General features: G+C 71.9%; 10 protein-coding genes. All 10 read right to left on the bottom strand.

All coding sequences use genetic code 11. The annotated features are described in order from the left end of the window. Nucleotides 1–40: 40 nt before the first annotated feature. On the bottom strand, nt 41–1,645 hold the full coding sequence (gene cimA / locus N0B34_RS17140; RefSeq protein WP_263732490.1) for a citramalate synthase: 1,605 nt from the start codon (nt 1,643–1,645) through the stop codon (nt 41–43). Between the two features lie 277 nt (nt 1,646–1,922). Beyond that, nucleotides 1,923–3,020 (bottom strand): branched-chain amino acid aminotransferase, encoded by a 1,098-nt coding sequence (locus tag N0B34_RS17145; RefSeq protein ID WP_263732491.1) that lies wholly within the window; start codon nt 3,018–3,020, stop codon nt 1,923–1,925. A 97-nt stretch (nt 3,021–3,117) separates the two neighbouring features. Next, complete coding sequence (locus N0B34_RS17150) at nt 3,118–4,203, bottom strand: 3-isopropylmalate dehydrogenase (protein WP_263732492.1); 1,086 nt, start codon at nt 4,201–4,203, stop codon at nt 3,118–3,120. 65 nt (nt 4,204–4,268) lie between these two features. Beyond that, complete coding sequence (locus N0B34_RS17155) at nt 4,269–4,889, bottom strand: ASCH domain-containing protein (protein WP_263732493.1); 621 nt, start codon at nt 4,887–4,889, stop codon at nt 4,269–4,271. A 262-nt stretch (nt 4,890–5,151) separates the two neighbouring features. Beyond that, nucleotides 5,152–6,180 (bottom strand): ketol-acid reductoisomerase, encoded by a 1,029-nt coding sequence (gene ilvC / locus N0B34_RS17160; protein ID WP_263732494.1) that lies wholly within the window; start codon nt 6,178–6,180, stop codon nt 5,152–5,154. A 64-nt stretch (nt 6,181–6,244) separates the two neighbouring features. Further along, nucleotides 6,245–6,769 carry an acetolactate synthase small subunit gene (ilvN, locus tag N0B34_RS17165; protein WP_263732495.1) on the bottom strand — a complete coding sequence of 175 codons (525 nt, stop codon included), beginning with the start codon at nt 6,767–6,769 and terminating at the stop codon, nt 6,245–6,247. A gap of 12 nt (nt 6,770–6,781) precedes the next feature. Next, entirely contained in the window at nt 6,782–8,629 is a 1,848-nt protein-coding gene (locus N0B34_RS17170) for an acetolactate synthase large subunit (RefSeq protein WP_263732496.1), read from the bottom strand. A 273-nt stretch (nt 8,630–8,902) separates the two neighbouring features. Beyond that, nucleotides 8,903–10,615, bottom strand: coding sequence for a glycoside hydrolase family 13 protein (locus tag N0B34_RS17175; protein WP_263732497.1), 1,713 nt, complete (start codon nt 10,613–10,615; stop codon nt 8,903–8,905). Nucleotides 10,616–10,675: 60 nt separating this feature from the next. Further along, nucleotides 10,676–12,394 carry a dihydroxy-acid dehydratase gene (gene ilvD / locus N0B34_RS17180; protein WP_263732498.1) on the bottom strand — a complete coding sequence of 573 codons (1,719 nt, stop codon included), beginning with the start codon at nt 12,392–12,394 and terminating at the stop codon, nt 10,676–10,678. Nucleotides 12,395–12,461: 67 nt separating this feature from the next. Then, nucleotides 12,462–14,324, bottom strand: coding sequence for a dihydroxy-acid dehydratase (gene ilvD, locus N0B34_RS17185; protein WP_263732499.1), 1,863 nt, complete (start codon nt 14,322–14,324; stop codon nt 12,462–12,464). Nucleotides 14,325–14,467 lie beyond the last annotated feature (143 nt).

The following is a 14,467-nucleotide window of genomic DNA, read 5'->3' on the forward strand; positions in this document are numbered from 1 at the left end:
GGCACGCGACGAGGCCCGTCAGCCGACGGTCGACGGGCGCTCAGCGGGCGGGGACTCCGGCCTTGTACAGGCCCCAGATCACCGAGTCGGTCAAGGCCTCCCACGACGCCTCGATCAGGTTGGGCCCCACCCCGACGGTGCTCCACGACGAGCTGCCGTCCGTGGTCTCGATCAGGACTCGCGTGATCGCGTCGGTACCGAGCTGCGAGTCGAGGATCCGCACCTTGAAGTCGATCAGCACGAACGGCTCGAGCTCGGGGTAGACGCCGAGCAGGGCGTGCCGGAGCGCGTGGTTCAGCGCGTCGACGGGGCCGTTCCCCTCCCCCGTGCTGACGAAGCGCTCGCCGCCTGCGTGCAGCTTGACCGTCGCCTCGGCGGTCGCCGCCGTACCGCGGCCGCCCCGGCGCTCGATGATCGTGCGCCACGACTCGACCGTGAAGTACGCGGGCTTGCCGGCACCGGCCTCCTCGAGCAGGAGCAGCTCGAACGACGCATCCGCGGCCTCGTAGGTGTACCCGTTGGCCTCGGCGTCCTTGACGCGGTTGGTCACCGCGGCGAGCACCTGCGGCCGGTCGGAGAGGTCGAAGCCCAGCTCGCGACCCTTGAGCTCGATGGACGCCCGGCCCGCCATGTCGGAGACGAGCATGCGCATGTCGTTGCCCACGGCAGCCGGGTCGGCGTGCTGGTAGAGGTCCGGGTCGATCCGGATCGCCGACGCGTGCAGGCCCGCCTTGTGCGCGAAGGCGCTCGCACCGACGTACGGCGACCGGGCGAACGGCGAGATGTTGGTGATCTCGCTGATCGCGTGGGCGATGCGGGTCAGCTCGCGAAGACCGCCGCCGTCCACCGCCGCCAGGACCGGCCGCCCGAGCTTGAGCTCCAGGTCCGCCACGACCGTGAGCAGGTCGGCGTTGCCCGTCCGCTCCCCGTAGCCGTTGACGGTCCCCTGCACGTGCTCGCAGCCCGCCTCGACCGCCGCGAGCGTGTTGGCCACCGCGCACCCGGAGTCGTTGTGCGCGTGCATGCCGAGGATGCCGGCGGGCCCGACCGCCTCGCGCAGCTCGGTGACGATGCGCGTCACCCAGGCGGGCAGCATCCCGCCGTTGGTGTCGCACAGCGTGACCACCTCGGCGCCCGCCTCGAACGCCGTCAGCACCGCGGCGCGGGAGAAGTCGGCGTCGAACCGGTAGCCGTCGAACAGGTGCTCGGCGTCCACCACCACCCGCCGTCCCTCGCGGACCAGGAACCGCACGGTGTCGGCGATCATCGCCAGGCCCTCGTCGGGCGTCGTCCGCAGCGCGCGCTCCACGTGCCGGACGTCGCTCTTGGCGACCACCGTCACCACGGGCGTCTCCGCGTCCACCAGCGCGCGCACCTGCGGGTCGTCGGCCGCGCGCGCGTCGGCGCGGCGCGTGGCGCCGAACGCCGCGAGCACCGCGTGCCGCAGGTCGAGCTCCTTGGCCGCACGCTTGAAGAACTCGGTGTCCTTGGGCACGGCGCCCGGCCAGCCGCCCTCGATGTAGCCCACGCCGAGCTCGTCCAGCAGCGGGACGATCGCCAGCTTGTCGGCGACCGACAGGGCGATGCCCTCCTGCTGGGCGCCGTCGCGCAACGTGGTGTCGTACACCTGGAAGCCAGTGCTCACGTGGGCTCTCCTGCTCGTGCGGTGCGGGACCGGCGGGGGTGGTGCCGGGGGCGACGTACCGGGCGGGGGTGGTGCCCGGGAACCGTCGGTGACAACAAAAAGACCCCCCGAGGGTCGGGAGGTCTGCGCGTCGGCGGAGGTGGTTGCCGACGCGCTATCCAATGATGAGGTGGAACCGGGTCACGCCGCCATGGTGGCACACGTCACGTCCGGTGGACACCCCGTCCGGCCTGTGGACGACGCCGCGCCGACGTGCGGCGTCGTCCACAGGTGCGGTTCAGGCGATCCGGTGCAGCCAGCCGTACCGGTCCTCGGCGCGCCCGTACTGGATGTCCGTCAGCTGCTGCCGCACCAGGGTGGTGACGGCCCCCGCCTCACCCGTGCCGACCGTCAGGTCGAAGTCGTCCGACGCCAGCCGTCCGATCGGCGTCATCACCGCGGCCGTGCCGCACGCGAACACCTCGGTCACCGACCCGTCCCGCAGCCCCGCGGTCAGGTCGGCCAGCAGCACGGCCTCCTCGTGGACCGGGTGCCCGGACTCCTCGAGCAGCTGGATGATCGACGACCGGGTGACGCCCTCGAGGATCGACCCGGTCAGCGGCGGCGTGCTGACGTGCCCGTCGGCGTGCACCACCATCACGTTCATCCCGCCGAGCTCCTCCAGCTGCGTCCCGGTGGTCGCGTCGAGGAAGCACACCTGCTCGAAGCCCTTTGCGTAGGCCTCCTGCTGCGGCAGCAGGCTGGCGGCGTAGTTGCCGCCGCACTTGGCCGCACCGGTGCCGCCCGGACCGGCCCGGTGGTAGTCGCGGTCCACCCAGATGGACACCGGCTTGACGCCGCCGGCGAAGTACGGACCGACGGGCGACGCGATGACCAGGAACTCCACGGCGCCGGCGGGCCGCACGCCGAGGAACGACTCCGACGCGTACATGAACGGCCGCAGGTACAGGCTCATCTCCTCGCCCGTCGGCACCCAGGCGCGGTCCACCGTGACCAGCGCCTGGATCGCACCCAGGAAGTCCTGCGTGGACAGCTCCGGGAGGGCCAGGCGGCGGGCCGATCGCGCGAAGCGCGCTGCGTTCACCTCGGGTCGGAAGGTCCAGACCGAGCCGTCGGCGTGCCGGTACGCCTTGAGCCCCTCGAAGATCTCCTGCGCGTAGTGCAGCACGGCGGTGGCGGGGTCGAGCTGCAGCGGGCCGTAGGGCTCCACCCGCCGGTCGTGCCAGCCGTCGGCGGTGGACCAGCTGATCCGTGCCATGTGGTCGGTGAACACCGTGCCGAACCGCGGGGACGCCAGCGCGGCCTCGCGCTCGGCGTCCGGCACCGGGTGGGCGCTGGGACGGATCTCGAACAGGTCGGGCGTGGTCGTGCTCATGTCCGTGCTCATGTGAGGGCCTTTCACCAGGGTCGGGGACGACGGTACCGGTGACGACGGCCGGGGCGGCAGGACAGGGTCGCGAGCGACCCCGGGGTCAGCCGGCGATGCGGGAGACGAGGTCCTGGCCCACCTCGGCCGTCGACCGTACTCGCGCAGCCCCGGCCCGGTCGGCCAGGTCGGCCGCGACGGCCGCCTCGACGCGGGCCGCGGCGTCCGGGAGCCCGAGGTGGTCGAGCAGCATCGCGACGGACAGAACCGTGGCCGTCGGGTCCGCCTTGCCCTGCCCTGCGATGTCCGGGGCGGAGCCGTGCACCGGCTCGAACATGCTCGGCGCGGTGCGGTCCGGGTTGACGTTGCCCGAGGCAGCCAGGCCGATCCCGCCCGTGATCGCCGCGGCGAGGTCCGTGAGGATGTCGCCGAACAGGTTGTCGGTCACCACGACGTCGAACCGGGACGGGTCGGTGACCAGGTAGATCGTGGCGGCGTCGACGTGCGAGTAGTCGACCGTCACGTCGGGGAACTCGGCGTTCACCGCGTCGACCGTGCGGCGCCACAGGTGGCCCGCGTGCACCAGCACGTTGTGCTTGTGCACCAGCGTCAGCTGCTTCCGGGGTCGGCGCGAGGCGACCTCGAAGGCGTACCGGACCACCCGCTCGACGCCGAAGGCGGTGTTGAGGCTCACCTCGGTGGCCACCTCGTGCGGCGTGCCGGCGCGGAGCGCACCACCGTTGCCGACGTACGGACCCTCGGTGCCCTCACGGACGACGACGAAGTCGACCTCGCCCGCGTCGGCCAGCGGGGACCGCACGCCCGGGTAGAGCCGGCCGGGCCGGAGGTTGACGTAGTGGTCCAGCGCGAACCGGAGCCGCAGCAGCAGGCCGCGCTCGAGCACGCCGGACGGCACCGTCGGGTCGCCGACCGCGCCGAGCAGGATCGCGTCGTGGGTGCGGATCGCGGCGAGGTCGTCGTCCGTCAACGTCTCGCCCGTGGCGTGCCAGCGCCGCGCACCGAGGTCGAACTGCGTGGTGCGCAGCGACGGGCCGCCGCCGGCCAGGGCCGCCTCGAGGGCGAGGAGGCCCTGCTCCACCACCTCGATGCCGATGCCGTCCCCCGGCACGACGGCCAGGTCGAGCACGGTCGGGTCGGCGAGGGCGGGCACCTGCGGTGCGGCGTCGGACATGGGAGCCACGCTAGCGGTCCGTCCCATCCCTCGGGATGGGAGTCTCACTACATGGTCAGCGGGGATCACTCCGCAGGTGTGGGGCCCAGCGTCGGGTACACCACCTCGAACCGCTCGAGGACCATCGCCATCCGCGGGTCGAACGGCTCGGCGGGCAGCCTACGTCGCCACACCGCCTCGTGGTCCCGTCGCCACTGCTCCAGCGACCGGTCCCCCTCTCCCTCGAGAGCGGCGTGCTCGGCCCCCACCTCGTCGAACGGCACCACGTCCACCTGCGTGGCGCGCAGCACGACGCGGGGCGTCCCCGACCCGTCGGTGACGATCGAGACGTCACCGACCTGCGGGAGCGCCTCCCCCGCCGCCTCGTAGTCGCTCAGGGCGCCGGCCGTCGCGGTCTTCCGGCCCGCCAGCACCAGCTCGAGCAGCTCGTCCGCGAGCTGCGGGCTGTCCCCGAACGACCACACCGGCGGGGCGACGAGGTCGCGGTCGCCCGGACCCATCACCACGTCCATCCGGCCCAGGCCGAGGTGCGCCTGAGCCGCCTGCCAGAACGCCACCAGGGCGTCGTCCTCCTCGACGTCACCGCCCACCGCGGGGACGTCGGACAGCCCGTCGCCGTCCACGTCACCCGGGACACCCGACCCGCCCGCGGCGGGCACCAGCTGCTCGTCCGTCTCGTCCGTCATGGGGACATCGTGGCGGGCCGGGGCCGGACGTGCGAGGTGGGGGCCACCCGAAGGACGACCCCCACCTGCACGACTGCGGTCAGCGCGCCGCCGAACCCGCTCCAGCCGTGGTCGGGAAGCGCTCTGCACTGCCCTGCGGCGGGGTGCCGCCCTACGGGCGACCCCCGGTCAGCGCGCCGCCCAACCCGCTCTACCTGTGGTCGGGAAGCGCTCTGCACTGCCCTCCGGCGGGTGCCGCCCTACGGGCGACCCCCACCTGCGGTCAGCGCGCCGCGCTTCCCTCCGTGTAGTCGGCGTCCGACGGCTTCACCCACGCGAACAGCTTGCGCAGCTCGCGGCCGACCGGCTCGATCGGGTGGTTCTGGCCCTTCTCCCGCAGCGCCTTGAACTCCGGCGCACCGGCGTCCTGGTCGGCGATGAACCGGGTGGCGAACGCCCCCGACTGGATGTCGGCCAGCACCGCCTTCATGTTCTCCTTCACGTGCGGGTCGATCACCCGCGGGCCGGAGACGTAGTCGCCGTACTCGGCCGTGTCCGAGACCGACCAGCGCTGCTTGGTGATGCCGCCCTCGTAGATGAGGTCGACGATCAGCTTCAGCTCGTGCAGCACCTCGAAGTATGCGATCTCCGGCTGGTAGCCGGCCTCGGTCAGCGTCTCGAAGCCGTACTGGATCAGCTGCGAGACACCACCGCAGAGGACGGCCTGCTCACCGAACAGGTCGGTCTCGGTCTCCTCGGTGAAGGTGGTCTTGATGCCGGCCGCCTTCAGGCCGCCGATCGCCTTGGCGTACGACAGCGCGAGCGGCCACGCCTGGCCGGACGCGTCCTTCTCGACGGCGATCGCGACCGGCACGCCACGGCCGGCGACGTACTCGCGACGCACCAGGTGGCCCGGACCCTTGGGGGCGACCATGAACACGTCGGCGTCGGCCTTCGGGGTGATGTAGCCGAAGCGGATGTTGAAGCCGTGGCCGAACACCAGCGCGGTGCCCGGGTTCAGGTTCGGCTCGATCTCCTCGGCGTACAGCTTCCGCTGCGCCTGGTCCGGCGCCAGGATCACGACGACGTCGGCCTCCTTGACCGCGTCGGCCACCTCGAGGACCCGCAGGCCCTGCTGCTCGGCCTTGGCCCGGGACGCCGAGCCGGCGCGCAGGCCGATGCGGACGTCGACGCCGGAGTCGCGCATGTTCAGTGCGTGCGCGTGCCCCTGGCTGCCGTAGCCGATGACGGCGACCTTCTTGGACTGGATGACGGCCAGGTCGGCGTCGTCGTCGTAGAACAGCTCAGCCACGGTGGAACTCTCCTCGGTTGTCGGTTGTGCAGAGTGCGGGGGAAGACGGCGAGAGGTCGGCAGGTCAGGCCGACCGGCTCACCCGCTCCAGGGCTCGGTCGGTGATGGAACGGGGGCCGCGGCCGATGGCGACGGTGCCCGACTGGACGATCTCACGGATGCCGAACGGCTCCAGGGCCGCCAGCAGCGCGGTCAGCTTGGTGGGGCTGCCGATCGCCTCGACGACCACGGACTCCGTGCCGACGTCCACGACGTGGGCGCGGAACAGGTCCACCACCTCCAGCACACCGGTGCGCTGGGACTGGTCGGCCTTCACCTTGACCAGCAGCAGCTCGCGGCGCACGGAGGCGTCGTCCTCGAGCTCGACGATCTTGATGACGTTGATCAACTTGTTCAGCTGCTTGGTCACCTGCTCGAGCGGCAGCGCGTCGACGTCGACGACGACGGTGATGCGGCTGATCTCCTCGTGCTCGGTGGGGCCCACCGCGAGGGAGTGGATGTTGAACGAGCGCCGCGCGAACAGGCCGGCGACGCGCGTGAGCACGCCGGGCTTGTTCTCGACGAGCACCGAGAGGGTGTGCCGGGTCATGGTCGGATCTCCTCAGTCTTCCCGGTCCCACGCCGGGGACAGTCCCCGGGCGTACTGGATGTCGTCGTTGCTCACTCCGGCGGCCACCATCGGCCAGACCATCGCGTCGCGGGAGACGGTGAAGTCCACCACCACGGGCTGGTCGTCGATCTCCATCGCGCGCTTGATGGTCGCGTCCACGTCGGCCTTGGTCTCGCACCGCAGCCCGACCGCGCCGTAGGCGTCGGCCAGCTTGACGAAGTCCGGGATCCGCACCGTGCCGTGGCCGGTGTGCAGGTCGGTGTTGGAGTAGCGCGACTCGTAGAACAGGGTCTGCCACTGGCGCACCATGCCGAGCGAGGAGTTGTTGATCACCGCCACCTTGATCGGGATGTCGTTGATCGCGCAGGTGGCCAGCTCCTGGTTGGTCATCTGGAAGCAGCCGTCGCCGTCGATCGCCCAGACGGTGCGGTCGGGCTGGCCGACCTTGGCGCCCATCGCGGCCGGCACGGCGTAGCCCATGGTGCCGAGGCCCCCCGAGTTCAGCCACGACTTGGGCCGGGAGTACCTGATGAACTGCGCGGCCCACATCTGGTGCTGGCCCACGCCCGCCACGAAGATCGACTCCGGCCCGGAGATCTCCCCGATCCGGCTGATCACGTGCTGCGGCGCCAGGTGGCCGTCGTGCGGCTCGTCGTACCCGAGCGGGAACGTCTCGCGCCACGCGTCCAGCTGCCGCCACCACGCCTCGAGGTCCGGCTTGCCGTGGTGCGCCTGCTCGCGCTCGAGCTCCGGCAGCAGGTCCGCGATGACCTCCTTGAGGTCGCCGACGATCGGCACGTCCACCCGGACGTTCTTGCCGATCTCCGCCGGGTCGATGTCGGCGTGCACCACGGCGGCGTTCGGCGCGAAGCTCGACAGCAGACCGGTGACACGGTCGTCGAACCGGGCGCCGAGCGCCACGATCAGGTCCGCGCGCTGCAGGGCCGCCACCGCGGGCACCGTGCCGTGCATGCCCGGCATGCCCAGGTGCTGCGGGTGGTCGTCGGGCAGCGCGCCGCGGGCCATCAGCGTGGTGGTCACCGCCGCACCCGAGGCGTCCACCAGCCGGCGCAGCAGCGCGGTCGCATCGGCGCGGATCACGCCGCCGCCGACCAGCAGCACCGGCCGCCGTGCCGTGGCCAGCAGCCGGGCCGCCTCACGCACCTGCTTGGCGTGCGGCTTGGTCACCGGGTGGTACCCGGGCAGCTGGATCTCCTGCGGCCAGGAGAACGTCGTCCGCGCCTGCATCGCCGACTTGGCGATGTCGACCAGCACCGGCCCTGGCCGTCCCGTCGAGGCGATGTGGAAGGCCTCCGCGATCACCCGGGGGATCTCGTCCGCGTCCGTCACCAGGTAGTTGTGCTTGCTCACCGGCAGCGTGATGCCGACGATGTCCGCCTCCTGGAAGGCGTCCGTACCGATCAGCGCGGCGCCGACCTGACCCGTGATCGCCACCATGGGGATCGAGTCCATGTTCGCGTCGGCGATCGCGGTGACCAGGTTGGTCGCACCCGGCCCCGAGGTCGCCATCGTCACGCCGACCTTGCCGGTGGCGTGGGCGTACCCGGAGGCCGCGTGACCACCGCCCTGCTCGTGGCGCACCAGGATGTGGCGCACCTTGGCCGAGTCCATCAGCGGGTCGTAGGTCGGCAGGATCGCGCCGCCGGGGATGCCGAAGACGACCTCGACGCCGACCTCCTCGAGCGACCGGACGATCGACTGCGCGCCGGTGACCTGCTCGGGCCCGATCGTCGAGCCGTGCTGCGGTGCGGCGGGCGGCCGCGCGGCGGCCGCGGGCCGCGGCGTCGCGGGTGGTGCCGGGTGAGGACCCTGGACCATCGGTGTCTCCTCGGGGTCGGACTGCGGGACTGCTGGACTTCGGACTACGGCGCTACAGGTCCCCGAACACGAAAAAACCCCTCGGCCCGGGGACGGGCTGGTCGAGGGGTGCGCGCGGACGAAGACCGGAGCGGGAGGTCGTCGCCGGCGCTCAGGTAAGTACTACGAGGAGGTTCGTCTGCACCCGCCGGACACTACGCCACGGGCCCACGCGCTGTCACGCGTGGGTCCGTTCGTCTCACATCGCGGTGCACGGTCTCGGATCGCGGGACGTCACGCACGCAGCCTGCGGTAGACGCGTGCCTCCCACGCGCGCAGGGCCGTGTCGGGCCCGGGCGTCTCCCCCGGGTACGAGCCGATCAGCACCTCCGCGTCGGCGGGCCACGGGTCGTCGAGCGTCACCGGCTGCGGGTCGCCCGTGAAGTTGCCGAGCACCAGCAGCTCCTCGGTGCCGAGGCGGCGCGTGAACGCGTACACGTGCTCGTCGTCGGGCAGCAGCATGGTGAAGTCGCCGAGGGCCACCACGTCGTGCTCGTGCCGCAGCGCGATCAGGCGGCGGTAGTGGGCGAACACCGAGTCCGGGTCCGCCCGGTCCTCCCGCGCGTTGATCGTCGTGTGGTTCACGTTGACCGGCAGCCACGGCTGACCGGTGGTGAACCCCGCCTGCGGCGAGTCGTCCCACTGCATCGGGGTGCGGGCGTTGTCCCGGCTCATGGCCGCGAGCGCCGTCAGCAGCTGCTGGTCGGTCAGCGTCCCTGCGGCGCGCATCTCCTCGACGTACCGGAGCGACTCGATGTCGCGGTAGTGGTCGAACGTGTCCCAGTGCGCGTTGGTCATGCCCAGCTCCTCGCCCTGGTACACGTACGGCGTGCCGCGGTGCAGGTGCAGGACGGTGGCGAGCATCCGGGCGGACTCGCGGCGGTAACGGCCGTCGTCGCCCCAGCGGGAGACGATGCGCGGCTGGTCGTGGTTGTCCCAGTAGAGGGAGTTCCAGCCCCGCTCGGCCAGCCCCACCTGCCACCGGCCCAGCACCGCCTTCAGGTCGGTCAGCCTCAGCGGCCGCACGTCGAACTTGCCGCCCGGACCGTGGTCGAGATCGACGTGCTCGAAGGTGAACACCATGTCGAGCTCGTGCCGTGCGGGGTCCGTGTAGCGCTCACCGTCGGCCACCGTCGCACCGGGGGTCTCCCCCACGGTGATCAGCTTGTCGGCCCGCCCGGCGAACACCTCGCGGTGCATCTCCGCGAGGAACTCGTGCACCCGCGGGCCGTTGGCGACCAGCGGACCGGCGTGGGCACCGTGCTGCGCCTCGCCGTCGGGCAGCCGCGGGTCCTTGGAGATCAGGTTGATGACGTCCATCCGGAAGCCGTCGACCCCCCGGTCGAGCCACCAGCGCATCATCGAGTAGACGGCCGCGCGGACGTCCGGGTTCTCCCAGTTCAGGTCGGGCTGCCGGCGGGAGAACAGGTGCAGGTAGTACTCGCCCGTCGCCTGGTCGTACTGCCACGCCGGGCCCGAGAAGAAGGACCCCCAGTTGTTCGGCTCGGCACCGGTGGTCCCGGCCTCCATGCCCTCGCGCGCCGGCCGCCACCAGTACCAGTCCCGCTTGGGGTCGTCCTTCGACGAGCGCGAGGCGACGAACCACGGGTGCGCGTCGGAGGTGTGGTTGACGACGAGGTCCATCACCAGCCGGATGCCGTGGCCGTGCAGCGTGTCGATCAGCTCGTCGAGGTCGGCCAGCGTGCCGAACATCGGGTCGACGTCCCGGTAGTCGCTGATGTCGTAGCCGTTGTCGTCCTGCGGGCTGCGGTACACCGGCGACAGCCACACCACGTCCACGCCCAGGTCGACCAGGTGGTCGACGTGCTCGAGGATCCCCCGCAGGTCGCCCATGCCGTCGCCGTCGGAGTCGGCGAAGGAGCGCGGGTAGATCTGGTAGACGACGGCGCGCGTCCACCACGGGGCGTCGGCGGGGGTGAAGGTCACCGGTCCATCAAACCCGACCGATGCGCCTCCGCCAGCCGGGCCGGCGGCACAGGCGCCAGGTCAGCCGAGGACCGCCCCCCGGGACGCCGAGCCGACCAGCTTCTGGTACTTGCCCAGCACCCCGGTGGTGAACCGCGGGGCGATCGGCGCCCAGCCCGCGCGCCGCCTTGCCAGCTCGTCGTCGTCCACCAGCAGGTCGAGCCGGGCGTTGGCGACGTCGAGCCGGATCCGGTCGCCGTCCCGGACGAAGGCGATGGGACCGCCGTCGACCGCCTCCGGGGCGATGTGGCCGACGCAGAGCCCGGTGGTGCCGCCCGAGAACCGGCCGTCGGTGACCAGCAGCACGTCCTTGCCGAGCCCGGCGCCCTTGATCGCGCCGGTGATGGCCAGCATCTCGCGCATGCCCGGGCCGCCCTTCGGCCCCTCGTAGCGGATCACCACCACGTCCCCGGCCTGGATCGTCCCGTCCTCCAGGGCGTCCAGCGCCGCCCGCTCGCGCTCGAACACCCGCGCGGTGCCCTCGAACACGTCCGAGTCGAAGCCGGCCGACTTCACCACGGCACCCTCGGGCACCAGGCTGCCGCCCAGGATGGTGATGCCCCCGGTCCGGTGGATCGGGTTGTCCAGCGCACGCAGGATCACCCCGTCCGGGTCCGGCGGGTCGATGTCCGCCAGGTTCTCCGCGACCGTGCGGCCGGTGACCGTCAGGCAGTCGCCGTGCAGCAGCCCCGCATCGAGCAGGGCCTTCATCACGACGGGCACGCCGCCGACCCGGTCCACGTCGTACATCACGTACCGGCCGAACGGCTTGAGGTCACCGAGGTGCGGCACCCGGGCCGCCACCCGCGAGAAGTCGTCGAGCGTCAGCTCCACCTGCGCCTCGTGCGCGATCGCCAGCAGGTGCAGCACGGCGTTGGTGGAGCCCCCGAACGCCATCACCACGGCGATGGCGTTCTCGAACGCCTCCTTGGTCATGATCTGGCGGGCGGTGATGCCCTGCCGCAGCAGGTTCACGACCGCCTCGCCGGAGCGGTGGGCGTAGGCGTCGCGGCGCCGGTCGGCCGACGGCGGGGCCGCCGAGCCGGGCAGCGACATGCCGAGCGCCTCGGCCACCGACGCCATGGTGTTGGCGGTGTACATGCCGCCGCAGGCGCCCTCACCCGGGCAGATGGCCCGCTCGATCCGGTCGAGGTCACCGCGGCTCATCAGGCCGCGGGCGCACGCGCCGACCGCCTCGAAGGCGTCGATGATCGTGACGTCCTTCTCGGTGCCGTCCTCGAGCTTGACCCAGCCCGGCATGATCGTGCCGGCGTAGAGGAACACGCTGGCCAGGTCCAGCCGGGCGGCGGCCATCAGCATGCCGGGCAGCGACTTGTCGCAGCCGGCCAGCAGCACCGAGCCGTCCAGCCGCTCGGCCATCATCACGGTCTCCACCGAGTCGGCGATCACGTCGCGGCTGACCAGCGAGAAGTGCATCCCCTCGTGGCCCATGGAGATGCCGTCGGAGACCGAGATGGTGCCGAACTCCAGCGGATAGCCGCCGGCGGCGTGCACGCCGCCCTTCACGGCCTGGGCCAGTCGCTGCAGCGAAAGGTTGCAGGGCGTGATCTCGTTCCACGAGCTGGCGACGCCGATCTGCGGCTTGGCGAAGTCCTCGTCACCGAGGCCGACCGCGCGCAGCATGCCACGCGCCGCCGTCGCCTCGATGCCGTCCGTCACCTGCCGCGAGCGCGGCTTGAGGTCGATCCCGTCGCTACCTGAACCCGCGGTGGCCGTCATGCCCTCGGAGTGTAGGTCGCCCTTACCTCGTCGGCCCGGGCCCGCGCCGCCGGCCGAGCGCGGCCCGTCAGCCGCGCCGGATCCGCGACAGGTCCCGCACAGCCCCGCGATCGGCGGACGTCGCCATCGCCGCGTACGCCTGCAGCGCCTGGGACACGTACCGCTCGCGGTCCAGCGGCTGCCACGGCCGCTCGGACGCCTCCATCTTGGCGCGGCGCGCAGCGAGCACGTCGTCCGGCACGTTGAGCCGGATCAGCCGCGTCTCGACGTCGATCTCGATCTCGTCGCCGTCCTCGACCAGGCCGATCGTGCCGCCTGCGGCCGCCTCCGGGGACACGTGGCCCACCGAGATGCCGCTGGACCCGCCGGAGAACCGGCCGTCGGTGATCAGCGCGCACACCTTGCCCAGGCCACGACCCTTGATGAACGACGTCGGGTAGAGCATCTCCTGCATGCCGGGGCCGCCGGACGGGCCCTCGTAGCGCACGACGACGACGTCGCCCGGCTTGACCTGCTTGGACAGGATCTTGTCGACCGCCTCCTCCTGCGACTCGCAGACGACGGCCGTGCCGACGAAGTGGAACAGCTCGGGGTCGATGCCGGCGGTCTTGATCACGGCGCCGTCGTCGGCGAGGTTGCCGCGCAGCACCGCCAGGCCGCCCTCGACCGTGTAGGCGTGCGCGACGTCGCGGATGCAGCCGCTCTCCGCGTCCGTGTCCAGGTGGTCCCAGCGGTTGGCGGTGGAGAACGCCCGGGTGGTGCGCACGCCGCCGGGGGCGGCGTGGAACAGCTCGACCGCCCGGTCGGTGGCCTTGCCGCCGCGCACGTCCCAGTCGTCGAGCCAGGCCCGCAAAGTCGGGGTGTGGACGCTGGTCACGTCGTGGTCCAGCAGGCCCGCGCGGTCCAGCTCGCCGAGCAGCGCGGGGATGCCACCGGCTCGGTGCACGTCCTCCATGTGGAAGTCCGGGTGGTTCGGGGCCACCTTGCTCAGGCACGGGACGCGGCGGGACAGCCGGTCGATGTCGGCCAGCGTGAAGTCGACGCCGGCCTCCTGCGCCGCCGCCAGGATGTGCAGCACGGTGTTGGTGGAGCCGCCCATCGCGACGTCCAGCGTCATCGCGTTGGTGAAGGCCGCCTTGGTGGCGATGCCGCGCGGCGTGACGGTGTCGTCCTCGTCCTCGTAGTACCGCTTGGCCAGCTCGACCACCGTGCGCCCGGCCTCGAGGAACAGGTCCCGACGCGCGACGTGCGTGGCCAGCGTCGAGCCGTTGCCGGGCAGGGACAGCCCGAGCGCCTCGGTCAGGCAGTTCATCGAGTTGGCGGTGAACATGCCGGAGCAGGACCCGCAGGTGGGGCAGGCGTTCGCCTCGACCAGGCCGAGCGCGTCGTCGGAGACGTTGTCGTCCGCCGAGTAGTTGATCGCGTTGATCAGGTTGAGGTGGGTGCTGGCCACACCGTCGGCGACGACGGCCTTGCCGGCCTCCATCGGGCCGCCGGAGACGAAGACCGTCGGGATGTTCAGGCGCAGCGCGGCCAGCAGCATGCCGGGCGTGATCTTGTCGCAGTTGGAGATGCACACCAGGGCGTCCGCGGTGTGCGCGTTGACCATGTACTCGACGGAGTCGGCGATGAGGTCACGGCTGGGCAGCGAGTAGAGCATGCCGCCGTGGCCCATGGCGATGCCGTCGTCGACCGCGATGGTGTTGAACTCCTTGGCCACGCCGCCGGCCTCGCGGATCGCGGACGCGACCAGGTCGCCCATGTCCTTCAGGTGCACGTGGCCCGGGACGAACTGCGTGTACGAGTTGGCGATCGCGACGATCGGCTTGCCGAAGTCGTCGGCACCCATGCCGGTCGCGCGCCACAGCGCGCGGGCACCGGCCATGTTGCGGCCGTGGGTCGAGGTACGTGAGCGCAGCGGACGGCTCATCGCGGGCATCTCCTCGGGCGTGACGGTGGCCACCGCCTGGTGGCGCCCGCCAACCGTACGTCCGTCTCACGGACAGAGAACCCGTCGTCCCGCTGTGTGAGCGTCCACGCCGCCCCGGCGGGTGCGCCGCGGAACGCCACGGG

This window comes from Cellulomonas sp. SG140, from assembly GCF_025770785.1.
Classification (GTDB): Bacteria; Actinomycetota; Actinomycetes; order Actinomycetales; family Cellulomonadaceae; genus Cellulomonas.